Origin of the sequence: Acinetobacter sp. YH12252 (genome assembly GCF_013417365.1) — a bacterium.
Lineage (GTDB): Bacteria > Pseudomonadota > Gammaproteobacteria > Pseudomonadales > Moraxellaceae > Acinetobacter > Acinetobacter towneri.
The window spans coordinates 379707-401796 of record NZ_VPEA01000001.1; the positions used below are offsets into that span (position 1 = coordinate 379707).

Below are 22090 nucleotides of genomic sequence, written 5' to 3' on the forward strand. Positions count from 1 at the left end.
GTTTATGGTAGATTTTGCAGAACATCGTAAAGCGTTACTCTGCAATGATGCTCAATCCATTGCTGACTACAGTGCAGCAATGGAACAAGCGACTCAAGCAGTCGCGGCATGGTTGCAAAATGACAAAATGTACACAGGCGGCAGCATTAAAGAATTGCGTGAAGCGATTTCTTTCCAGCCTGCAAAACAAGGTTTGGGTGTACAAAAGTCATTGGAACGCATGGTTGAGCTTTTCTTAAACAAAAGTTTAAAAGTTCATCATCCACATTCTTTGGCACATTTGCATTGTCCAACTATGGTGGCAAGCCAAATTGCAGAAGTTCTCATTAACGCAACCAACCAATCTATGGACTCTTGGGATCAAAGCCCTGCAGGTTCATTGATGGAAGTACAACTAATTGACTGGTTACGTCAAAAAGTTGGCTATGGTGCAGGTCAAGCGGGCGTGTTCACTTCAGGTGGTACGCAGTCTAACTTGATGGGTGTGTTATTGGCGCGTGATGCGTGTATTGCAAAGAACTGGAAAGATGAAAACGGTAATCCGTGGTCTGTTCAGCGCGATGGTATTCCAAGCGATGCAATGCGTAATGTGAAAGTCATTTGTTCTGAAAATGCACACTTCTCTGTGCAAAAGAACATGGCGATGATGGGTATGGGCTTCCAATCGGTTGTTACTGTACCTGTTAATGAAAATGCACAAATGGACGTGGTTGCACTTGAGCAAACCATGGCGCATTTAAAAGCTGAAGGTAAGATTGTTGCATGTGTGGTTGCAACTGCGGGTACAACCGATGCGGGCGCGATTGATCCACTTAAAAAGATTCGTGACATCACCAATCAATATGGCGCGTGGATGCACATTGACGCAGCTTGGGGTGGTGCATTAATTCTTTCTAACAGTCATCGTGACATGCTTGATGGTATTGAGTTGTCTGATTCTGTGACACTGGATTTCCATAAGCATTATTTCCAAACTATTTCGTGCGGTGCGTTCTTACTGAAAGATGAAGCGAACTATCGTTTCATGCACTATGAAGCAGAATATTTGAACTCTGCTTATGATGAAGAACATGGCGTACCAAACTTGGTGTCTAAGTCATTGCAAACAACGCGTCGTTTTGATGCGTTGAAACTTTGGATGACGATTGAAGCATTAGGTGAAGAGCTTTACGGTTCTATGATTGATCATGGTGTGAAGCTAACCCGTGACGTTGCTGATTATATTAAAGCGACTGCAGGTTTAGAATTGTTGGTTGAACCACAATTTGCTTCAGTGTTGTTCCGTGTTGTGCCTGAAGGTTATCCTGCAGAGTTCTTGGATAGCTTGAACCAAAACGTGGCAGATGAATTATTTGCACGTGGTGAGGCCAATATTGGTGTAACTAAAGTCGGTAATGTTCAATCATTGAAGATGACGACTTTAAGTCCAGTGGCAACACTTGAAAACGTGAAAAACTTGTTAGGCCTAGTATTGGCAGAAGCAGATCGCATTAAAGATGCGATTGTCGCGGGTACTTATACGCCACCAATCGACTAATGCTTTCATTATTCAGATTGTTATGAAATACAACAAAAGAAGTCACTACGGTGGCTTTTTTTGTGTCTGATTAAAAATATTGCAGTGAAGTGTTGTACCGTTCTTGCTTGAATTTTGTGATGGATTGGGTGTTTTGGGCTCAAATAATGCACTGCGGATGACATAAAAATTACGCAATTGGCGAATAAACCATCAATTTTGGTAGAAAAAACCATAAATAATGATGACATTGGCATGAATTATTACAATTTGAAATTTAAATACTGAAAAAAATAAGCACTCTAGTGTTTTATTAGTTATTGATTTTAAATCATTTAAAAATTATTTCAGATACGAAAAGCAAATATAACCAAAGCGTAACAAAGCTGTAACATGGTTGTCATATTATAAAACCACAATGCAGTTATCGAAATAAGTACAAAACTTAATAACAAGTGACGTACTCCGAACTTGCATACTATGAGAGAGAACAGAATGCGCTTTACTAACATCGCCATTGCTTTAGCCGTATCTGCAGCAGCTGTAACAACTGCTAACGCAGCTCGTGACACCATCCAAATCGCGGGTTCTTCAACCGTTCTACCATACGCAAGTATTGTAGCAGAAGAATTTGGTAATACTTTCCCACAATTCAAAACTCCAGTTGTTGGTTCAGGCGGTTCTTCAGGTGGTTTGAAGCAGTTCTGTACAGGTGTGGGTGATAACACAATCGACATCGCGAACTCATCTCGTAAAATTAAAGATTCAGAATTAGCTGCTTGTAAAAAAGCAGGCGTAAACCAAGTTTTAGAAATTAAAATTGGTTACGACGGTATCGTATTTGCTTCTAACTCAAACAAAGCGGCTTACAAATTAAAGCCTTACCATGTATATGCAGCAATTGCAGCTCAATTACCATCTAAAGGTAAAATGGTTGCTAACCCATATACACGTTGGAACCAAATTGACAAAACACTTCCAAACGAGCCTATTACACTTGTAATTCCAGCGTCTAACCACGGTACACGTGAAGTGTTCCAAGAGAAAATGGTTGATGCAGGCTGTGAAGCTTATGCTGCAATCAAAGCATTAGACAAAGATGCGCAAAAGAAAGTGTGTACTACTTTCCGTAAGGATGGTCGTGTAATCGAAATCGCGGGTGACTACACAGAAACACTGGCACGTTTGAAAACTTCTCCAAGCGCAGTAGGTGTATTCGGCTTAGGTTTCTATTACCAAAACCGTGACCGTTTACGTGTTGCAACTGTAAACAACGTAGCGCCATCTGAAAACACAATTTTAAATGGTTCTTACCCTGTATCACGTCCATTGTTCTTCTACGTGAAAGGTGAGCACCTTAAATCAATCAAAGGTTTACCGCAATTTACTGAATACTTCTTGAGCAAGAAAGTATCTGGTAAAGATTCTAAATTAGACAAAGCAGGTTTGATCTCTATGTCTGACAAAGAGCGTGCACAAGTTCTTGCTAACTTCAAAGCTGGTAAAGCGGTTAAGTAATTTGAGTTAAAGCAGCTGATGGCAGGGAACAACCTGCCATCGGCTTTTTGCTAAGAAATGTTTTTTCAAAAACACAAATTGAAAAAACAGTGGAGAATACATGAATCTGCTACTCATAGGTGTGTTATTGGCGATTATCGCCGTAGCCTATCAAATCGGGTTAAGCAAGAGCCGTAACCTAGCAGGTAAGGGAAATAACTCTGCAATGTTACATTCACGCCCAGGATATTATGGCGCGTTGGTAGCATTATGGTGTGGTATTCCTGCTTTTTTAATTTTGATTGTTTGGAACTTGGTTGAACCAAGTATTCTAGAGCAAGTGGTAATTAATAATGTGCCAGCGCACATTGCTGCAAGCCTAGACCCTGCAAGTACAAGTGTTTTGGTTGATCGCGTACAAGCCATTGCATCTGGTTTTGGTGTAAGTGATACACCTGCTGCATACGAAGTTGCAGCGGCAGAGCAATTAGCGAAAATTGAAACCATTGGTTCTTATGCCAAACTTGCGGTGGTGATCTGTGCGGCCTTATTTGGTTTGCTGTGGGCAAAGAAACGTGTTTCACAACAATTCCGCGCACGTAACCAAGTTGAAAAAATCATCAACATTTCTTTGGCATTATGTTCTGGTGTTGCGATTCTAACTACGGTTGGTATTGTGATGTCCATGTTCAGTGAAGCGATGCGATTCTTTAGTTTCGTTAGCCCACTGGATTTCTTCTTTGGTACAGTCTGGAACCCTGGTTTTAGCACCTCGGGTAGTGCAGATGGCAGTTATGGTTTACTTCCATTACTGTGGGGTACATTAATGGTGAGTGGTATTGCTTTATTAGTTGCAGTACCTATTGGTTTAATGATCGCCATTTACCTTGCAGAATATGCATCGCCTAAATTCCGTGCATGGGCAAAGCCGACCATTGAAGTTTTAGCAGGTATTCCGACCATTGTGTACGGTGTATTTGCCATGATGATCATCGGCCCGTTCCTTAAAACTGCGGGTGCAATCATTGGACTAGATATTAATGCCACGAGTGCATTAACCGCTGGTTTAGTGATGGGCATCATGATTATTCCTTTTGTATCTTCATTGTCTGATGACATTATTACGCAAGTGCCGCGTGCGCTGCGTGATGGTTCTTTAGGCTTGGGTGCAACCAAATCTGAAACCATTCGTCGCGTGGTGATGCCAGCTGCATTACCAGGGGTGATTGGTGCATTCTTACTTGCTGCGTCACGTGCAATTGGCGAAACCATGATTGTGGTGTTGGCTGCAGGTAATAGTCCTTTACTACACGCAAACCCATTAGAAGCGGTATCTACGGTTACGATTACGATTGTGAACCAATTAACAGGTGATACAGATTTCGCAAGTCCGCAGGCATTGGTTGCTTTCGCACTTGGTTTGACCCTGTTCGTGATTACCTTAGGTTTGAACATTGTTGCACTATACATCGTGCGTAAATATCGTGAGCAATACGACTAATGAGTACTTCAAATACATCGTCTTTGGATCAGTTAGATCCACAAGCTGCTGCCGAATTACGTGAACAACGTAAAAAAACCATCGCCAGTTCATTGGGTAAGCGTCATCGTAAGGAAAAAACCTTCCGCTTGATGGGTTTCTCGGCAGTTATTGCAGGTTTATTCTTTGTCGTATTGTTATTCGGCAGTATCTTATCTAAAGGTTTGCCTGCGTTCTGGCAAAGCAGCATGAGCCTTCCAATTTACTTCGATCCAGCGATTGTCAATGCAGGTCCAAAACCTAAGGCGATTGCAGGCGAGTCACCAGCACAATACGAAGACCGTATGATTGCGTGGCAAACCGAAATGGGTATGGTCGATTGGGATGCTTTAATCGTGAATGGTATTGTGGCGAAAGACAAAGCGCTTGAAGCTAAGCGTGATGATCTTGGTTACTTATATACCAGTTCTGAAGCATACCGTATTCGTGACATGGTCTTGGCTGATCCTTCTTTAATTGGTCAAACCAAAGAAGTGAAAGTGCTTGCAGATGCGAACGTTGATGTATGGTTAGAAGGCAAGATTGACCGCAGCTTACCAGATGAGCAGCAACAATTAAGCCCTGAAGTACGTCAATTGGCAGATCAGCTCGAATCACAAGGTATTATTGAAAGTACTTTCAATACCAATATTTTTGTTAGCCCAGACTCACGTAGTTCTCCAGCGACTTCTGGTTTGGCAGGTGCATTCATGGGTTCATTATTCATGATGCTGATTGTGATCTTTATTTCGATTCCAATTGGTGTTGCATCAGCAATTTACTTAGAAGAATTTGCGCCAAAAAATGCGATTACTGATATTATTGAAGTGAACATCAATAACTTGGCCGCTGTACCTTCTATTGTATTTGGTTTGTTGGGTGCCGCGATCTTTATTGGTTGGATGCATTTACCATTGTCTGCACCATTGGTCGGTGGTTTGGTACTGAGTTTAATGACTTTACCAACAGTGATTATTACCACGCGTGCATCATTAAAAGCAGTGCCGCCGTCTATTCGTCAAGCTGCTTTAGGTTTGGGTGCTTCTCGTTTACAAACAGTGTTCCACCACGTACTCCCACTTGCATTGCCGGGTATTTTAACGGGTGCAATTATTGGTGTCGCACAAGCTTTAGGTGAAACCGCACCATTGTTATTAATTGGTATGAGTGCTTTCGTTGCCAGTGTACCAGCAACTCCACTTGATCAATCTACTGCGTTACCTGTGCAAATTTTCTTATGGCAGGGTAATGAATTGCGTAACTTCTTCGAGGGACGTACCGCTGCAGCCATTATCGTACTACTTGCGCTAATGATTGGCTTAAACAGCCTTGCAATTTGGTTACGTAAGAAGTTTGAAGTACGCTGGTAATTGAGGGCAGAGAATATGAATGCTGTAGCAAGCACAGAAAAACAGAATTCCTTAGAACAGGATAAGCAAGTGAATCCACAACAAAGCCAATTTACATCTACCGATGTAGAACAGAAGCAATCATCGACTTCGTTTGTTTCACAATTTGATACGCAAACTTCAAGCAAAAAAGAAGCGAAATCTTCAAATGTAAAGTTAAGCACCAATGACGTGCATGTGTATTATGGTGAGTCTGAAGCCATCAAAGGTATTGATTTAAATATCTATGAAAATGAAGTGATTGCATTTATTGGTCCATCGGGTTGTGGTAAATCTACGTTCTTGCGTACTTTAAACCGTATGAACGACACGATTGATAGCTGTCGTGTGACGGGTAAAGTAATGTTGGATAACCAAGATATTTACGATCCGAACTTAGACGTGGTGTTATTGCGTGCGCAAGTGGGCATGGTGTTCCAGAAACCAAACCCATTCCCAAAATCAATTTTTGAAAACGTAGCCTATGGCCCTAAACTGCATGGTTTAGCACGTGATAAGTACGATTTAGAAGAAATTGTAGAAAACAGCTTGCGTAAGGCAGGTTTGTGGGATGAAGTGAAAGATCGTTTGAATCAACCAGGCACAGGTCTTTCTGGTGGTCAGCAACAACGTCTTTGTATTGCGCGTACCATTGCGGTAAGTCCAGAAGTAATTTTGATGGATGAACCATGTTCGGCACTTGACCCAATTGCAACGGCAAAAGTAGAAGAGCTAATTTCTGAACTTTCTACTCAATATACGATTGCGATTGTAACGCACTCAATGCAACAGGCAGCGCGTGTATCTGACCGTACCGCATACTTCCATTTAGGTGATTTGATTGAAGTGAATGCAACTGAAAAAGTATTTACTCAGCCAGACCATCAATTAACAGAAGCATATATTACAGGTCGTTTTGGTTAATCTGCTTAAGTCCTGAAAGCTATTAAAACAGAATCTTAGGATTCTGTTTTTTTGTTATAGTATTGATTGTTTTGTACGCGCAGCGAAAATAAAAAATGCAGTTTCCTTCACAAGAAGAACGACAACAGGCAAAACCAGCACGCCAAGCCACGAAAAAAATAATCGATGCCTTGTTTGGATTTCAACATAGTGCAGAGACGATAGCAGCACTTTTGGTTTTGCTGAGTATTTTATTGGCAACGTTTTTTAACCATGATGGGTGGTTTCCAACTTCTCAAAGCCCCAATATGAGCAATTATCATCGTTGGTTGTATGATCAATTTGTGATAGTTTCAGGTGTGATAGTGCTTGTTGTTTATTTTAGGGTACAGCAGCAAGCAAGTGATCCCCATTTTCGGCAGGCTTGGCGAGACTATATTGATGCCAATGCTAAATTTAAGTTTTATCGCTATGTAAAAGCACAACAAAAAAATAAGTTACCGTTCTTGCACAGTGCAGTAGGTGAATTTCTTTGCGTAATGTGTTTCTGCGTAGGTTTAGTGTGTTTCTATTCAATGCTTACACCTTCAGATCATGAGCGTAGAGGTAGTTTTCTACTGTTTGGTTGGTGGCCGATCAACGCACTTATTATTGGGATTTGCTATCAGGGGCAAATTTGGTTTGCTGTACGTTTAATGGCTGTTCGGCAGATTTCTAAACGATATTTACGATTGATTCAAAAAGAAGCTGCTTTAAGATAGAAAAAGTATTGAAAAAGTCTAAATTGACCTAATGTAGTCCTAATAAACCGAATTAAATTGAGAACTCATTTTTATGTTATTTCATTTACCTAAACTACCTGCCGAAATTCGGATTAGTCATTTGAATGCGCGAATTAATGAACAACGAAAAAAAATTGCGCAAACCACGGCATCTAAACTCGAGCTATTACAACTTTCACAACAAATGGCACGTGAAGCGCGCGCCCGTAAAAAGAACAATCAAAAAATTTATGTGTTGGATTTTAAAGGTGATACTGCTGCGTCTGCTGTAGAGCAATTGCGTGAAGAAATCACCCTAATTTTGGCAACGGCCAAAGCTGGACGTGACCGTGTTGTGGTACGTTTGGAAAGTCCAGGCGGTATGGTGCATGGTTATGGGCTTGCAGCTGCACAATTGGTACGTTTGCGTGATGCAGGTTTCCATCTCACGATTTGCGTCGATAAAGTCGCAGCAAGTGGTGGCTATATGATGGCATGTATTGGTTCAGAAATTGTGTCAGCGCCATTTGCAATTTTGGGTTCTATTGGCGTAGTGGCACAAGTGCCTAACTTTAATCGCTTGCTCAAAGAAAAAAATATAGATTTTGAGATGTACACAGCAGGTCAATACAAACGCACTGTGACCATGTTTGGTGAAAATACCGAAGAAGGCAAGGCTAAGTTTGAAGAAGAATTGCAACAAACTCATGTACTATTTAAACACTTTGTCGAAAAATACCGTCCACAACTGAATGTTGAAAAAGTGGCAACAGGTGAGCATTGGTATGGTCAGGATGCACTGGATTTAAACTTGGTAGATAAGTTACAAACCTCAGATGAATACTTACTAAGTTTGTTGCCACAGCATGATATTTATGTGATTCAAACCCGTAAAAAGCCAACTTTGGGTGAAAAACTGGGTTTGCAAGCTGCACAAATGGCAGACAGTTTGATTCCTGCAGTGATGAATAAACTGGTTGATAGCCTAAGCAAAGCCAACAGCAGTTTGTTGCAAATCCGTGATCCTAAACTGTAATAGTGATGATCTAACTTCTAAAATTTATCTAAAAATTTCGCTCAATTGAGCGCAATTTTTTTATTCACTTTTATTCAAAAATATAGGGTCTTTGATTTAAGCATCTTAATTTTCAATTCAGCTTGATGTTATATCTTTGTGATAAGAACAAAACCACCTTGATAGATTGAATATGCAAACAAATAGTGTGCCCGCGAAGCAATCAACATCTACAGATTTAATGATTCGCTTTTTGCATGTGGTGATGCTGCTAAGTTTTACAGGGGCTTATTTAACAGGTGATGCGGAAGAATGGCATCAGTTACATATGGCTTTTGGCTATACGTTGGGGATTAGTTTAGCTTTACGAATCGTATGGCAGGTGTTGAGTATGTTGAACAGCACACAGCCAACAGGAATTTCTAAACGTTTAGGCATGATTCAACAATTTGTAAAACGCTATTGGAAACAGCCTCAGCAGTTTTTTTCATTGCAGTTTTTAAAGTCAAGTAGTTCTAGTGCATTTCAATTCAGTATTTTGTTGATTTGGTTGGCATTGCCTTTAACTGTGTTGGCTGGATTTTTCACCGATTATACCCAGAGTCATACCTTAAAAGAGGTGCCATGAATTTGCTGCAAATTTATTCTTGGCTGCAGTATTGGTGCATTTAGCGAGCCTAACTTTAAGCAGCGTATTGTTTAAAAAATGGCTTGCCAAAACCATGTTTTGGGGTTCAGGTAAACCTGCAGTATTAACGGTGTTGATCTGGATGATTTCAGTCGCAAGTTTAGCTGGCTTCTGGTGGTGGTATTGGCAATAAATTTGGATTTAGTACGAAAGAGGCATCCTGTTAGGGTTTCTTGATCAAGTAGAAGCATCCCATCAGCATTGCTCCTATCGTTGCTAAAAGCATATCCATGTGTGCATCCCAAATATCACCTTGCTGACCATTATAATTTTCAGCATCTTCTGGCGATAAGCCAAGCGCAATGAGCCATTCCACCCATTCATAAATTAAACTGCTTGCCATGATAAATTGAATGACCAAAAGATATAAAACGATAGGTTTGTTTTTTGGAAACCAGACTTCAAACAAGCGCAATAAAACAGGATAGAGCAAAATACCATAAGCCAAATGCACAAAACGGTCATACATATTGCGTGACCAACCCATGCTCTGATCTAAATTGAAGCCAAAGCTGTGCAAAATCCAATCATTATAGGGCACATAAGAATACAGATAATGTGCTCCGACAATATGAATCAGTAAAAATATTAAATACAGCACAAAGCTAGAAAAACTCAGTCCTACTTTTTTAAACGCAATCAATAAAGCCGCGAGCATAAAAACTGTGCCTGCCTGATGCAGTAGATACGATTCAAATTCCAGTGGTTGAATACTGGCAGCAAGCATGGCGAGTATAACCAAGCCTAAAGCACAGTAATGTTGAATGCGGAATTGATTTTGCATGTGATGTTTAAGTTGGAAGATTTGTTTTATTCTAATAAAAATGCGAAGCCGAAGCTTCGCATTTTTGTATTGTGATGAATGCTTTTACAAATTAGATTTTAGCAATTAAATCTTGAATTTGTTTTGCTTGTTCAGCTGCATTACCTGTGTAAGTTGCAGGCGTCATTGTCGCTAAACGTGCGCGATCTGCTGCAGGAACGCCTTCCAACTCATTACCATTCACGAAATCTACCATCATGTCACGTGTCATAGCTTGACCACGTGTAAGAGCTTTTAATTTTTCGTATGGTTTTTCGATGTTATAACGACGCATCACAGTTTGAATTGGCTCAGCCAATACTTCTTGAGCATTGTCTAAATCTTCAAGAATACGTTGTGCGTTCAATTCAAGTTTGCCAATACCTTTAGAGCAAGCTTCAAATGCGATCAAGCTTTGTGCAAAACCAACACCCATATTACGCAATACAGTCGAGTCAGTTAAGTCACGTTGCCAGCGAGAGATTGGTAATTTTTCGCCTAAGTGAGCCAAGACTGCATTGGCGATACCCAAGTTACCTTCAGAGTTTTCAAAGTCAATTGGGTTTACTTTGTGCGGCATGGTTGAAGAACCAACTTCACCTTCTTTCAGTTTTTGCTTGAAGAAACCAAGTGAGATGTAGCCCCAAACGTCACGGTTGAAGTCGATTAGAATGGTGTTGAAACGACGTAGCGCATCAAACAATTCTGCCATATAGTCGTGTGGCTCAATTTGAGTCGTGTATGGGTTAAAGCTTAAACCTAAAGATTCTACAAATGCTTGAGAATGTGCAGGCCAGTTGATTTCTGGGTATGCAGAAAGGTGAGCGTTGTAGTTACCTACTGCACCATTGATTTTGCCCAAAAGCTCAACTTGCTTGAACTGTTTGATTTGACGTGCAAGACGATATGCCACGTTTGCCATTTCTTTACCCAAAGTTGTTGGGCTTGCAGTTTGACCGTGAGTACGTGACAACATTGGTTGATCTGCGTGTTTTTCTGCCAATGCAACAATCGAATCAATGATTTGCTGCATCGCTGCAACCAATACTTCACGACCATTTTTAAGCATTAAAGCATGTGACAAGTTGTTGATGTCTTCTGAAGTACAAGCAAAGTGAATGAACTCACCTGCATTTTTTAACTCATCAATGTTGGCAATTTTTTCTTTTAAGAAATATTCAACTGCTTTTACGTCATGGTTGGTGGTGCGTTCAATTTCTTTAATGCGGTTGGCATCATCTTCAGAGAAATCTGCAACAATTGCATCTAATGCAGCATTCGTTGCAGCACTGAAAGCAGGTACTTCGGTAATTTCAGGACGATTGGCAAGCGCTTGTAACCAACGCACTTCAACAGTCACACGAGCATGGATTAAACCAAACTCAGAGAGGAAAGGGCGGAGAGCATCACATTTGCTTGCATAGCGCCCATCTAATGGAGAAAGTGCGGTTAAAGCGTTCATATCGATTCCTTAAACTTTGGAATTAAACCTAAAACAAAAGCGTGTTCAGCATGGTTTAAACCACCTGATACTGTAAACGCGCCAGATCTTGAATATCACGTAATAATTTACGTTTGCTAAATACCATGCCCCATGAACTGCCACCAAGTTGACGCCAAAGGTGTGCCATTTGTAAGCCTGTAAAAAGCGAAGCTCGAATTCGGTTGGTATGTGCAGAATCCTTAAATGCTTCTGCATTGCCACGTACCATAATGCGCGGGTTAATTTGTCCCGCAGTATCGACATAGGTTTGGGCTAAATTGGCAATAATACTGGGATGCAAATAGTTATGATCAAAAAATGAAAGTTGTTTTAAGATTTTTTGCTGCGATTGTTCAATAATTTCGACGTATTTAGGATTGCTATACACTTTCTTTTCTAATTGTAAGAGTGCCATCGCATACGACATGGGTAGTTTGGTATTGGATAATTTAGGTAAACGCGATTTAGGGGCAGTATTAAAAGGTTGGTTGATGCTGCTTTCTAGTGTTTTTAAACCTAAAGATATATCGGCCAAATGATTAAAAAAATCTAAAGTTTGCGAACTGTGGTTGCTACTTGGACGGATATTTAAACTGGCTTTAATCAATTGCTCAAAATAAAAGTTACCGCTTTCACCAATACTTTGTCGACCTGTGAGTGCAGTCATGTGCGTGAGCTGGGTGGCTTGAAACACACCCGCTAACGCCAAGGCACGATTTTGGCGAACATTCAGAGTTGGTGACTGTTGAAACGGTAACTCTGTCATCCGAAACAATCCTTAAATAAAATCGGGTTTAGGTGCATTGGTATGGTGAATCACACCACCACCTAAACACACTTCGCCTGAATAGAATACGACACTTTGACCAGGAGTGACTGCACGTTGTGGCTCATCAAATTCCACACGTACACCGCCAGGCATGCTGTCATCATTGAAAATTACACAGTCCTGATCATCTTGGCGATAGCGAGTGCGACAAGTACAACGGAAGCCTGACGCTGGAATTTCTTGTTCACCTGCCACCCAATCAATTGCTTCGCTCCATAAAATAGTGCTTTGCATGAGTGGATGTTCATGACCTTGACCAATCACTAAACGATTGTTTTCAATATCTTTATGCAGGACAAACCATGCACCTTCAGCAACACCTTTTAAGCCGCCAATACCAATCCCGCCACGCTGACCGAGCGTATAGTACATTAAGCCGTGATGTTCACCAACCTCTTTGCCATCGTCTAAAACAATTTTTCCAGCTTGAGCAGGCAAATATTGTTTTAAGAAATCATTAAAGCGACGTTCACCAATAAAGCAAATCCCTGTCGAGTCTTTTTTCTTGGCAGTGACTAAATCTAGTTCTTCGGCAATTTTTCGGACTTGCGGCTTTTCAATTTCGCCCACAGGGAACAAGGTTTTATTGATTTCACGACCATGCACTGCATGTAAGAAATAGGTTTGATCTTTATTTTTATCTAAACCACGTAACAGTGGAGCGTATGCTTCACCTTTGGAGTTGTACTGCGTTCCACCACGACGAGCGTAGTGACCTGTGGCGATAAAATCTGCACCTAAATTCATGGCGTGATCTAAAAAGGCACGGAACTTAATTTCTTTATTGCATAAAATATCTGGGTTTGGCGTGCGTCCTGCGGCATATTCGGCAAGAAAATGCTCAAAAACCCGATCCCAATATTCCATCGCAAAGTTGGCTGTATGCAACTTAATGCCTAGCTTGTCGCACACCGCTTGCGCATCGGCAAGATCTTCCATCGCGGTGCAATATTCAGTGCCGTCATCTTCTTCCCAGTTTTTCATGAAAAGCCCTTCAACTTGATAACCTTGTTGAAGTAGAAGTGCAGCAGAAACAGATGAATCTACACCACCTGACATACCGACGATGACACGTTGTTGCATAGGATTAGGCATCCAAACTAGAAATAAGGGGAGAATTTTGGTGCTCGTAAATGAGCGATAAAGGATAAGATTGACCACTGAGCGCATCTTGAACCGCTTTCAGTACCAACGGACTTCGGGCACGTGCCGATTCAGCCAGTTCATCTGCAGACATCCACACAGTACCGATAATATCGGAATCGAGCTGGGCTTGCGCATCATGTTGCAGCGATTCGGCTAGAAAGCAGAAGCGATAATAGGTGCGGTCAGGAAACATAGGCGGAGTATAGCTATAAATACCGAGTAAGGCATTAATTTTCACCCGATGCCCAGTTTCTTCCATGGTTTCACGTATTGCTGCTTCAATTAAGCTTTCGCCAGCTTCAACATGCCCTGCAGGCTGATTAAACACGCTATGCGTCACACCTTCTGTATGTTCTTCAACAAACAGGAATTTTCCGTTTTTTTCGATAACGGTGGCGACAGTAACGTGAGCAGTCCAAGCGGTCATTGAAAAGCACCATGGGGTAAAACGCATATTCTACAAAATTTAGGGGGATGTGGCTATGTTGAAAGGGGATTTCTTTAAAACTGTAAATGTAGGTTTGTGTAGTTGTGGGAAGATGTGAGGGGTACTTTGTTCTTTGATTCATTTGGTGATGCTGGATGTGATCTCATTTGCGCTAGGTGTTGTTGCCAAAGTCAAAGCTATTGCACAAATAGAAAAAGAGGCAGATATTGACCGTAAAGCTTTGTATAAAACTCTAAGTCAAGATTCAGCCTCTCGATTTGATAAGATTAATCATGTCATTCATACACTGAGTTTAAAATTAACGGTGCAGAACGTGTAATCCCTCAAATTACAACAATCAAAAAGAACTTTGAGGGGGGGATTATTGATAATTCCCCGCCACTTTTACATAGTGTCGTGCAGAATAAGGCAAAAACTCTTTTTCCTTGTCGGTTAAAGGACGAACTTTTTGCACAGGGCTACCCACGTACAAATAGCCACTTTCTAAACGCTTACGCGGTGGCACTAAAGACCCTGCGCCAATCATCACATCATCTTCAATAACGACATCATCTAAAACAATCGTATTGATGCCCAATAACACCCGATTACCAATGGTACAGCCGTGTAACGTTACACCATGTCCAACGGTGACATCTTCGCCAATAATTAGCGGAGAACCTTCAGGTTTGTCGGCTTTTTTATGGCTGACATGCAGCATGGCATGATCTTGCACATTGGAGTTTTGACCAATCCGAATATGATTAACATCGCCACGAATCACGGCAAAAGGCCAAACCGATACATTGGCAGCCAAATGCACATCACCTATCACAATAGATAATTCATCTACATAACAGCTTGCGTCAATTTTTGGGGTGTGGTCTAAATAGGCACGAATATTTTTTTTCATGATTGACACATCTATAGCTTATAAATTCAGGATTAAACACAGTATAAAATAAAAAAGCACACATGCGGGCATGTGTGCTTCGCTTTAGTCTAAGCTGAAAATCTTAGAATAAATTACTAAAGAACTGTTTGATATGGTCTAGCATACGTGCAAAGAAGCCTGCTTGTTCAATATCTTGCAAAGCAACCAATGGTTTTTCTGCAATCACTTTACCGTCTAAAGTTGCCACATATTTACCAATGACTTGACCTTTTTTCAAAGGAGCAGTCAATTTAGGCTGAACCACCAATTGTGTTTTGATTTGGTTGGCTTTGCCTTTAGGCATGGTCACGTTAAAGTTTTCTGGTAAACCAATTTGAGCTTCTTTACTTTTACCGTACCAAACTTTGGCTTTTGCCAAGACTTGGTTGGCAGGTTGAACACGTACAGTTTCGTAATTTGCATAACCCCAAGCTAACAATTCACGAGTTTGAGTTGCACGAGCTTGCATGGTTGGCGCACCAAAAATCACCGAAATTAAACGCATTGGGCCACGTTTAGATGAAGTGGTTAAGCAGTAACCCGCTTCGTTGGTATGACCTGTTTTTAAACCATCCACGCTTGGGTCGGTATATAACAGGGCATTACGGTTGCCTTGTTTAATTCCATTAAAAGAAAACTCTTTTTCAGAATAAATTGGGTAGTATTTTGAGCTGTCATGGATGATGTGCTGCGCTAAAGTCGCCATATCTTTTGCGGTAGAAAAGTGACCTTCAGCAGGCATACCCGTAGAGTTCATAAACTGGGTATTGCTCATGCCAATACGTTTGGCTTCTTCATTCATCATGTGAACGAATGTGCCTTCATTACCTGCAATGTGCTCTGCCATGGCTTTAGATGCATCGTTGCCCGATTGCACGATAATTCCGCGTAGCATTTCAAGTACGGTTGCTGTGCCATTTAAAGGAACATACATACATGATTCTGTGCTGCTGCCACGACACCATGCAGACTCATTCATGCGGACTTGTTCATCTTCCGTGAGTTCGCCTTTTAATAACTTTTGTTCAATGATGAAACTAGTCATCATTTTGGTCATTGAGGCAGGGGCGAGTTTTTCGTTTTCATTTTTTGAAGCTAAAATTTGTCCCGTCTCATAATCCATCAAAACGTATGATTTGTTATTGAGTTCTGGTGGTGTAGCTAAGACAGTTGCTGCATAAGAAAAGCTTGGTAATAGTAATAATGCAGCAAGGGCGCTTTTTGGGGTCATTCTAAGAGGTTCCAATACTTGAGGTATGCACAAAAGAGCTAGCATTTTAGGGCAAAGCTCAGCCGACTTCTATGGGAGAAATCGGCTTATTGATAAAAGTATTGTAACCAAATTGTATTATCTGCTATATGCTGTCAATTCTTGGCAAATTGCTTGGTTTTTGGCTGTTCCAGCAGCTTTGGCATCGGCACGGGCTTCTTTTAAAATTGGCTGGAAGCTTTTTTGTTTGCTGAGTTTACTTAAGGCAGTAACAGCGTCTTTTTCTTTAGGCATATATTCTTGGGCAAGTTTTGTATAACCCTGATGAAATTGATCTTGTTCTTTGACTAGTGAAGGGCAAACTTCAGATAACACATAAATAGCGGCTAATTCTTGCTGAGTCACTTGTTGTAATGGCGTCACTTCAATATTTTCTTCTTGCGCAATTGCGGCTTGACTTAAACCCAAACTGAGCGCAACTGCGCCAAAAAAATGAACTGCACGTGAATTTTTTAAGCCAGAAAATTGCATATCAAGTACCTTAAATATTGTTTGAACTGAATCTACCGATTCATTTAAGTGCTTATAAGATGAATCATTTATTTGCGAATTGAAAGAGTGAAAATGTATTAAAGCTGTGTGATCTGAGCGCAAATCATGTATAAAAAGTGAAGATTAAAGTCTGAAATTTGAAAATCAGTGGCTTGATATAAAGCGTAAAATAATAGTGGAAAAATACCAGATATAAAAACTAAGCATAAAATTTAAGGCAAACTTTGAAAGTTTGCCTTAAAGGGTGAGTATGCAAAATTATTTACAGGCTCAAAATAGTATTTAAATCATGTGATTTAAAGTGCTAATTCTAAAGCTTCCTGACACACTACTTTTTGCTCTTCTTTGGCTGTATCTTTTGCTGCTTCACGCGCTTCAGCTAAAACGGATTGATATTCTGCGTCGGCTTGTAGTTTGGCAAGCGTCATGTTCGATTCTGAATAATCTTGTAGATAAGTTTGAATCAGTGCTTGAATATTGGCATCTAATTTTGCATTTTTTCCAATCAGTGCAGGGCACATTTCAGTCATGACTTGTGCCGCTGCAACATCTTCTTTCACAATCGTATTGGCTTCTGCTGCAGTCAAATCTTCTGCAATTACAGACTGCGTTAATACAGCAGCAAAACCTAGACCCAATAAACGACGAAATGACAAAGCTAAAATCATGAGAATCACATATATTTTTGGATGGATGTTAAGCGCTAAATATATATAATCTTTTGTATATTTCAATGAAATGTGCTGATCAGTCATTTTGTTGTCGTGTGCTTATTAAATGTGCTTAGGCATGAATCAGGCACAAACAAGTTTAAGATTGAACCGACGTTGCTATATTTTAGTATATAACCTTTATATTTGTTTTATCTGAGATTTTTCTGTGAATATTTTGATAGCCAATGATGATGGCGTGTTTGCACCTGGTATCCAAGCTTTGGCGAAAGCCTTAAAACCTTTGGGTCGCGTGGTGATTGTTGCACCCGAAAGTGAACGCAGTGGTTTTTCGAGTGCGCTGACTTTAGACCGACCATTACGTCCTGTGCAAATTGCTGAAGATGTCTGGGCAGTGAATGGTACACCTGCAGACTGTGTCTATTTGTCGATGAATGGATTGTTCGATTTCGAATTTGATTTGGTGGTCAGCGGCATTAACAGCGGTGCAAATCTAGGGGATGATGTACTGTACTCAGGCACAGTCGGTGCGGCATTTGAAGGACGTTTGATGAAACAGCCTGCGATTGCGGTATCACTTGCAGGGCATAATGTACGTGCTTATCAGCATCCGCAAGATTATATGCAGGCAGCGCAGTGGGTACATGACTTTATTGCTCAAGGTTTACCAAGTTTACCTGCACGACATATTTTTAATGTGAATATTCCAGATGTGCCAGTGTTGCAGGGCACAAAAATTACCTATCAAGGACAGCGTACCCAATCTAAGCCAATTACTAGTCAGGTCGATCCACGAGGGCGTCAAGTGTATTGGATTGGTTTGTCGGGCGAGGCAGTGGCTGCACCGAAAAAAGGCTTAACTGAAATTGAGTCTGATTTTTTTGCGGTAGCAAATGGCTATGTCAGCGTGACACCAATTCAGATGGATGCCACCAATTATGACGTTTTGCAATCATTGCACAGTCAATTTTCCCAAATTGGCTAACTAATGTTATAACTTTGTGAAAAAGTAGCTTGTAAGCCTCATTACAAGGACTTTTTTGCTACTCTTAGCGCAATAGAAAATATTTAGAATTTGTAGAGAGGAAAGAATGCCTGTGGTGTTTCAGTATCGTTTATTTAGCACACCAACAGCATTGTTGAAAACCTTAGTGTTATCAAGTGCTGTTGTGGCTACCGTCGTGTTGAGTGGTTGTGCCTCTAAACCTCAAGTGAATAATTCTGCGCGTTATGCAACAGCGCCGAATTTTTATACTGTGCGTTCGGGTGATACTTTAAGTGGTATCGCTGCACGTTATGGTTTGAGCTATCTCAGCATTGCAGAAATGAATGATATTGCACCGCCGTATCGTATTTATGTCGGGCAGTCGATTCGTTTGAAAGCGGGCAATGCACCACGTACAACAAGCACTCGCCCTGTAACACAGGCTGCACCAATTCAACGTCAAACAGTCACATTACCAACGACACCTGTGACACCTGCACCGGTAACATCGACTACAACCACGACCACTAGCTCAACAACACCAAGTACACCTGTGCGTAGCAGCACATTGCGCTGGGTGAAACCATCACAAGGTGCTGTGATTGCACAGTTTAATTTGGCAAGTAATATCAAAGGAATTCGTTACGGTGGCAATGTGGGCGATCCAATTTATGCCGCAGCAGATGGGCAGGTGGTTTATGCTGCAGATGGATTAAAAGAATATGGGAACTTGATTTTAATCAAGCACATTGATGGTTATATCACCGCCTATGCACATAACAGTAAGATGAATGTGAGCAGTGGTCAAAATGTCACAGCGGGTCAAAAGATTGCTGAAATGGGTTCTTCTGGTGCAACACGTACCATGTTGGAGTTTCAGGTACGTCTAGATGGCAAGCCAATCAATCCAACTAATGTTTTACCAATAAATTAAATATCACGAATACAAAGCATAAATTTCACCGTATAATACAATAAGTTGCTTTTATCGATAGATGAGGGCAACGATTATAATTTCAGAGGGAATTTATGTTAGATCAACTTCGAGCAATGGGTGTATTTGCTTGTGTTGTTGAAAAAAGCTCGTTTAGCGGTGCAGCACGTGATTTAGGGATCACCACCAGCGCCGTCAGTCAGCAAATCCGTTCACTAGAACAAGATATGGAAGTCACGCTTCTGCATCGTTCTACTAGAAAACTGAGTTTGACTGAAGCAGGACAAGCTTTTTTCCACAGTTGTCAAGAAATGCTCGCCGCTGCTGAGCGTGGTAAAATACGCATTAATGAGTTAAGAGATGATTTGGTCGGTGATTTAAGAATTGCCACCACTCCAGAATTAGCCGCGAACCATGTGATTCCCGCACTTTCTCATTGGCTGTCTGCCCATCGTGGCTTGTCTGTACATCTAGAAACCGACAATCAATACATTGACCTGATTGATGGTCGTATTGATATTGCGCTGCGTATGAGTCCAATAATTGAAGATCAAAACCAGCATGTGATTCCTATTGCACTTATTGACCAAGTTTTAGTCGCATCACCTAGTTATTTAAATCAAACCGCGCCCATTTCACGTCCTGAAGATTTAAAACATCACGAGTTAATTCCATTAACCATTATGAAGAATTTTCAGCAACTCAATTTTAAGCATATCAGCACTGCTGAAAATGTGGATGTAGAGTTGGGCTCGCGTCTATCGACCAATAATGTGTTGGTGTCTAAATCTTTGTGTATGCAAGGGCATGGGCTTGCGCGAATTTTGCATTTGGATATTCAAAAAGATTTGCTTAATGGCAGTTTGGTTGAAATTTTGCCTGAGTGGAAATTACCCGCATTTACCTTGTATGCAATCATTTCCAAACATGAGCAACAACCGATGAAAGTACATCGTTGTTTGGAAGCCTTAAAACAATATTTTTCTCAATTGCAGGGTGGGCGAGTGTTTCAAGAAGCATCTTAATTGAATGTTGATAATATACTGATCGACCATTTAGTTAGCAAAAAGCCGCAGTTCAAACTGCGGCTTTTTGTTAGGGATTTATTTAAGCCAAGAATTTTTTAATCATTGCTACAAGGCGTTCAATCAATTGATCTGCCTGGGCTTGAGTAATATTTAATGTTGGCAATAAACGCACTACAGAACCTGCAGTTACGTTAATAATCATTTTGTATTCATCGCGGGCAATATCGACCAACTCTGCACATGGTTTTGGTAATTCAATACCAATCATCAAGCCAAAACCACGCACGCTTACATTTTGGTCTGCGAGTTGTTGACGCAATTGTTCCACAATGTAGCCACCCATTTTTGCTGCATTTTCTACCAAGTTTTCTTTCTGGATGGTGTCAATAACAGTGTAAACCACGCGTGAACCTAACGCAGTACCACTGTAGGTTGAGCCATGATTACCAGCAGTAAGAACGCCCACACCACGACCTTGAGTCATGACTGCACCAATTGGGAAGCCATTGCCCAAACCTTTCGCTGTAGTCAATACATCAGGCACAATATTGGTGTGCTGATAAGCAAAGAATTTACCTGTACGACCATTTCCTGTTTGTACTTCATCCAGCATCATCAGCCAGTTGTGTTGATTACAAATACGGCGGATGTCTTCTAGGTAGCTAAAGCCTTGTGGTGCAGTATTCACACCGCCTTCACCCTGAATCGGCTCGACTAAAATAGCCACAATATCAGGATGCTGAATCGCAGCTTCTTCAATGGCTTCGACATCACCAAAAGGCACACGAATAAAGCCTTCAACCAAAGGTGCAAAACCTTCCTGAACTTTTTTATTGCCAGTTGCAGACAGGGTAGCCAAAGTACGACCGTGGAAAGAGTGATCTGCAACAATAATTTTAGGATTGGCTACGCCTTGCATATGACCGAATTTACGTGCAATTTTAATTGCACCTTCGTTAGACTCTGCGCCACTGTTTGAAAAAAACACTTCTTCCATGCCAGCAACTTGCGCCAATTTTTGTGCAGCAGCAGTCTGCCACGGCACTTCAAACAAGTTACTGGTGTGAATTAAGGTAGCCGCCTGATCTGCAATGGCTTCGGTAATTGCAGGGTGTGCGTGACCTAAACCACATACGGCAATGCCTGTAAGTGCATCTAAATATTCTGTGCCATCTTCAGTATAAAGATAAGAACCTCGACCGCGGACAAAGCTGATCGGCTGACGGCCAAATACAGGCATCAAATGTGATGGTTGATCAGTTTGCACAGGAGCAAGGGTAATGTTATTCATGACTAACTCTTATCTGTTAGGTTGGAGGGAAAAACTTATATAAGCAAAATCTACTGCAGATGAAAAGCCTAATTGTAAATAAAATTGGATTTATTGCTTTAGACGTACTGTTTTGCTCGGTTTTGGGTATAATGCCACACAGATGAGTTGAGGATTTACCAATGACTGAACAAGTACGCGATACCGAAGCGTTAATTCGTGAACAAATTGCTACACATGCTGTTCTTCTTTACATGAAAGGCACACCACAATTTCCACAATGCGGTTTTTCTGCGCGCGCAGTAGAAGCACTCAGTCAAATTGGTCGTCCTTTTGCTTATGTGAATATTTTAGAAAATCAGGATATTCGTACCACTTTGCCAAAAATTGCGAACTGGCCAACTTTCCCACAATTGTGGATTAACGGTGAGTTGATTGGTGGTAGCGATATTATGTTGGATATGTTCCAGAAAGGTGAGTTAAAGCCTTTAGTTGAGCAATACAGCCCAGCACCTGAAGCTTAAAGTATTGG

The 22090-nt window shown here is 41.0% G+C and carries 24 protein-coding genes; 14 read left to right on the forward strand and 10 right to left on the reverse strand.

Annotated features, from left to right (window positions below; all coding sequences use genetic code 11):
- The first annotated feature begins 4 nt into the window (after positions 1 to 4).
- The 9 genes from FTV28_RS01865 to FTV28_RS13535 all read left to right on the forward strand — a co-directional run bounded on the left by FTV28_RS01865 (position 5) and on the right by FTV28_RS13535 (position 9420).
- On the forward strand, positions 5 to 1537 hold the full coding sequence (locus FTV28_RS01865) for an aspartate aminotransferase family protein (RefSeq protein ID WP_179989311.1): 1533 nt from the start codon (positions 5 to 7) through the stop codon (positions 1535 to 1537).
- Between the two features lie 474 nt (positions 1538 to 2011).
- On the forward strand, positions 2012 to 3034 hold the full coding sequence (locus FTV28_RS01870) for a substrate-binding domain-containing protein (RefSeq protein ID WP_179989312.1): 1023 nt from the start codon (positions 2012 to 2014) through the stop codon (positions 3032 to 3034).
- Between the two features lie 100 nt (positions 3035 to 3134).
- Positions 3135 to 4514 (forward strand): phosphate ABC transporter permease subunit PstC, encoded by a 1380-nt coding sequence (gene pstC, locus FTV28_RS01875; RefSeq protein WP_004971674.1) that lies wholly within the window; start codon positions 3135 to 3137, stop codon positions 4512 to 4514.
- On the forward strand, positions 4514 to 5902 hold the full coding sequence (gene pstA / locus FTV28_RS01880; RefSeq protein WP_004971672.1) for a phosphate ABC transporter permease PstA: 1389 nt from the start codon (positions 4514 to 4516) through the stop codon (positions 5900 to 5902). Before pstC ends, pstA begins: the two co-directional genes overlap by 1 nt.
- Before the next feature lie 15 nt (positions 5903 to 5917).
- A complete protein-coding gene (gene pstB / locus FTV28_RS01885) occupies positions 5918 to 6844 on the forward strand; it encodes a phosphate ABC transporter ATP-binding protein PstB (protein ID WP_004971671.1) in 927 nt (308 codons plus the stop codon).
- A gap of 95 nt (positions 6845 to 6939) precedes the next feature.
- Complete coding sequence (locus FTV28_RS01890) at positions 6940 to 7584, forward strand: hypothetical protein (RefSeq protein WP_004971669.1); 645 nt, start codon at positions 6940 to 6942, stop codon at positions 7582 to 7584.
- A 73-nt stretch (positions 7585 to 7657) separates the two neighbouring features.
- The gene (sohB, locus tag FTV28_RS01895) at positions 7658 to 8620 is read left to right on the forward strand and encodes a protease SohB (protein WP_004971667.1); all 963 of its coding nucleotides are present in this window, start codon (positions 7658 to 7660) and stop codon (positions 8618 to 8620) included.
- Positions 8621 to 8792: 172 nt separating this feature from the next.
- Positions 8793 to 9227: a cytochrome b/b6 domain-containing protein gene (locus FTV28_RS01900; RefSeq protein WP_257222779.1), complete on the forward strand. Its 435-nt coding sequence runs from the start codon at positions 8793 to 8795 to the stop codon at positions 9225 to 9227.
- Positions 9228 to 9246: 19 nt separating this feature from the next.
- The gene (locus FTV28_RS13535; RefSeq protein WP_257222780.1) at positions 9247 to 9420 is read left to right on the forward strand and encodes a hypothetical protein; all 174 of its coding nucleotides are present in this window, start codon (positions 9247 to 9249) and stop codon (positions 9418 to 9420) included.
- A 30-nt stretch (positions 9421 to 9450) separates the two neighbouring features.
- On the opposite strand, the gene FTV28_RS01905 is transcribed toward FTV28_RS13535, so the two are convergent.
- From FTV28_RS01905 to FTV28_RS01925, 5 genes are all read right to left on the reverse strand, one after another.
- A complete protein-coding gene (locus FTV28_RS01905) occupies positions 9451 to 10071 on the reverse strand; it encodes a DUF2238 domain-containing protein (RefSeq protein ID WP_004971662.1) in 621 nt (206 codons plus the stop codon).
- A 91-nt stretch (positions 10072 to 10162) separates the two neighbouring features.
- The gene (gene purB / locus FTV28_RS01910; protein ID WP_019837658.1) at positions 10163 to 11551 is read right to left on the reverse strand and encodes an adenylosuccinate lyase; all 1389 of its coding nucleotides are present in this window, start codon (positions 11549 to 11551) and stop codon (positions 10163 to 10165) included.
- Positions 11552 to 11606: 55 nt separating this feature from the next.
- Positions 11607 to 12338 (reverse strand): high frequency lysogenization protein HflD, encoded by a 732-nt coding sequence (gene hflD, locus FTV28_RS01915; protein ID WP_004971659.1) that lies wholly within the window; start codon positions 12336 to 12338, stop codon positions 11607 to 11609.
- Between the two features lie 12 nt (positions 12339 to 12350).
- Positions 12351 to 13484 (reverse strand): tRNA 2-thiouridine(34) synthase MnmA, encoded by a 1134-nt coding sequence (gene mnmA, locus FTV28_RS01920; RefSeq protein WP_004971657.1) that lies wholly within the window; start codon positions 13482 to 13484, stop codon positions 12351 to 12353.
- A gap of 4 nt (positions 13485 to 13488) precedes the next feature.
- On the reverse strand, positions 13489 to 13974 hold the full coding sequence (locus FTV28_RS01925) for an NUDIX hydrolase (protein WP_004971655.1): 486 nt from the start codon (positions 13972 to 13974) through the stop codon (positions 13489 to 13491).
- Between the two features lie 133 nt (positions 13975 to 14107).
- Between FTV28_RS01925 and FTV28_RS01930 the strand changes: the two genes are divergently transcribed.
- Positions 14108 to 14314 (forward strand): DNA-binding protein, encoded by a 207-nt coding sequence (locus tag FTV28_RS01930; RefSeq protein WP_104851773.1) that lies wholly within the window; start codon positions 14108 to 14110, stop codon positions 14312 to 14314.
- A 42-nt stretch (positions 14315 to 14356) separates the two neighbouring features.
- On the opposite strand, the gene FTV28_RS01935 is transcribed toward FTV28_RS01930, so the two are convergent.
- The 4 genes from FTV28_RS01935 to FTV28_RS01950 form a co-directional block, all read right to left on the reverse strand.
- Positions 14357 to 14887, reverse strand: a complete 531-nt coding sequence (locus tag FTV28_RS01935) for a gamma carbonic anhydrase family protein (protein WP_179989313.1) — start codon at positions 14885 to 14887, stop codon at positions 14357 to 14359.
- Positions 14888 to 14990: 103 nt separating this feature from the next.
- Positions 14991 to 16139 carry a D-alanyl-D-alanine carboxypeptidase PBP5/6 gene (gene dacC / locus FTV28_RS01940; protein WP_179989314.1) on the reverse strand — a complete coding sequence of 383 codons (1149 nt, stop codon included), beginning with the start codon at positions 16137 to 16139 and terminating at the stop codon, positions 14991 to 14993.
- Between the two features lie 117 nt (positions 16140 to 16256).
- A complete protein-coding gene (locus tag FTV28_RS01945; RefSeq protein WP_004971644.1) occupies positions 16257 to 16649 on the reverse strand; it encodes an MCR_0457 family protein in 393 nt (130 codons plus the stop codon).
- A 317-nt stretch (positions 16650 to 16966) separates the two neighbouring features.
- On the reverse strand, positions 16967 to 17338 hold the full coding sequence (locus FTV28_RS01950; RefSeq protein ID WP_026438310.1) for an MCR_0457 family protein: 372 nt from the start codon (positions 17336 to 17338) through the stop codon (positions 16967 to 16969).
- 211 nt (positions 17339 to 17549) lie between these two features.
- On the opposite strand from FTV28_RS01950, the gene surE reads away from it, so the two are divergent.
- The 3 genes from surE to FTV28_RS01965 all read left to right on the forward strand — a co-directional run bounded on the left by surE (position 17550) and on the right by FTV28_RS01965 (position 20285).
- A complete protein-coding gene (gene surE, locus FTV28_RS01955) occupies positions 17550 to 18326 on the forward strand; it encodes a 5'/3'-nucleotidase SurE (protein ID WP_096901077.1) in 777 nt (258 codons plus the stop codon).
- Positions 18327 to 18432: 106 nt separating this feature from the next.
- Positions 18433 to 19260: a peptidoglycan DD-metalloendopeptidase family protein gene (locus FTV28_RS01960; protein ID WP_096901076.1), complete on the forward strand. Its 828-nt coding sequence runs from the start codon at positions 18433 to 18435 to the stop codon at positions 19258 to 19260.
- A 95-nt stretch (positions 19261 to 19355) separates the two neighbouring features.
- Positions 19356 to 20285: a LysR family transcriptional regulator gene (locus tag FTV28_RS01965; RefSeq protein ID WP_179989315.1), complete on the forward strand. Its 930-nt coding sequence runs from the start codon at positions 19356 to 19358 to the stop codon at positions 20283 to 20285.
- Between the two features lie 82 nt (positions 20286 to 20367).
- Here the strand turns inward: FTV28_RS01965 and FTV28_RS01970 are convergent, their stop codons facing one another.
- A complete protein-coding gene (locus FTV28_RS01970) occupies positions 20368 to 21579 on the reverse strand; it encodes an aspartate aminotransferase family protein (protein WP_131261143.1) in 1212 nt (403 codons plus the stop codon).
- A 161-nt stretch (positions 21580 to 21740) separates the two neighbouring features.
- Here FTV28_RS01970 and grxD point away from each other — a divergent pair, with 161 nt between their 5' ends.
- On the forward strand, positions 21741 to 22082 hold the full coding sequence (grxD, locus tag FTV28_RS01975) for a Grx4 family monothiol glutaredoxin (RefSeq protein WP_179989316.1): 342 nt from the start codon (positions 21741 to 21743) through the stop codon (positions 22080 to 22082).
- Positions 22083 to 22090 lie beyond the last annotated feature (8 nt).

Bases quoted from the DNA above. Each gene is read 5' to 3' on its own strand.
- FTV28_RS01865 (WP_179989311.1), top strand. From the start codon at position 5: ATGGTAGATTTTGCAGAACATCGTAAAGCGTTACTCTGCAATGATGCT.
- FTV28_RS01870 (WP_179989312.1), top strand. From the start codon at position 2,012: ATGCGCTTTACTAACATCGCCATTGCTTTAGCCGTATCTGCAGCAGCT.
- pstC (WP_004971674.1), top strand. From the start codon at position 3,135: ATGAATCTGCTACTCATAGGTGTGTTATTGGCGATTATCGCCGTAGCC.
- pstA (WP_004971672.1), top strand. From the start codon at position 4,514: ATGAGTACTTCAAATACATCGTCTTTGGATCAGTTAGATCCACAAGCT.
- pstB (WP_004971671.1), top strand. From the start codon at position 5,918: ATGAATGCTGTAGCAAGCACAGAAAAACAGAATTCCTTAGAACAGGAT.
- FTV28_RS01890 (WP_004971669.1), top strand. From the start codon at position 6,940: ATGCAGTTTCCTTCACAAGAAGAACGACAACAGGCAAAACCAGCACGC.
- sohB (WP_004971667.1), top strand. From the start codon at position 7,658: ATGTTATTTCATTTACCTAAACTACCTGCCGAAATTCGGATTAGTCAT.
- FTV28_RS01900 (WP_257222779.1), top strand. From the start codon at position 8,793: ATGCAAACAAATAGTGTGCCCGCGAAGCAATCAACATCTACAGATTTA.
- FTV28_RS01905 (WP_004971662.1), bottom strand. From the start codon at position 10,071: ATGCAAAATCAATTCCGCATTCAACATTACTGTGCTTTAGGCTTGGTT.
- purB (WP_019837658.1), bottom strand. From the start codon at position 11,551: ATGAACGCTTTAACCGCACTTTCTCCATTAGATGGGCGCTATGCAAGC.
- hflD (WP_004971659.1), bottom strand. From the start codon at position 12,338: ATGACAGAGTTACCGTTTCAACAGTCACCAACTCTGAATGTTCGCCAA.
- mnmA (WP_004971657.1), bottom strand. From the start codon at position 13,484: ATGCAACAACGTGTCATCGTCGGTATGTCAGGTGGTGTAGATTCATCT.
- FTV28_RS01925 (WP_004971655.1), bottom strand. From the start codon at position 13,974: ATGACCGCTTGGACTGCTCACGTTACTGTCGCCACCGTTATCGAAAAA.
- FTV28_RS01935 (WP_179989313.1), bottom strand. From the start codon at position 14,887: ATGAAAAAAAATATTCGTGCCTATTTAGACCACACCCCAAAAATTGAC.
- dacC (WP_179989314.1), bottom strand. From the start codon at position 16,139: ATGACCCCAAAAAGCGCCCTTGCTGCATTATTACTATTACCAAGCTTT.
- FTV28_RS01945 (WP_004971644.1), bottom strand. From the start codon at position 16,649: ATGCAATTTTCTGGCTTAAAAAATTCACGTGCAGTTCATTTTTTTGGC.
- FTV28_RS01950 (WP_026438310.1), bottom strand. From the start codon at position 17,338: ATGATTTTAGCTTTGTCATTTCGTCGTTTATTGGGTCTAGGTTTTGCT.
- FTV28_RS01960 (WP_096901076.1), top strand. From the start codon at position 18,433: ATGCCTGTGGTGTTTCAGTATCGTTTATTTAGCACACCAACAGCATTG.
- FTV28_RS01965 (WP_179989315.1), top strand. From the start codon at position 19,356: ATGTTAGATCAACTTCGAGCAATGGGTGTATTTGCTTGTGTTGTTGAA.
- FTV28_RS01970 (WP_131261143.1), bottom strand. From the start codon at position 21,579: ATGAATAACATTACCCTTGCTCCTGTGCAAACTGATCAACCATCACAT.
- grxD (WP_179989316.1), top strand. From the start codon at position 21,741: ATGACTGAACAAGTACGCGATACCGAAGCGTTAATTCGTGAACAAATT.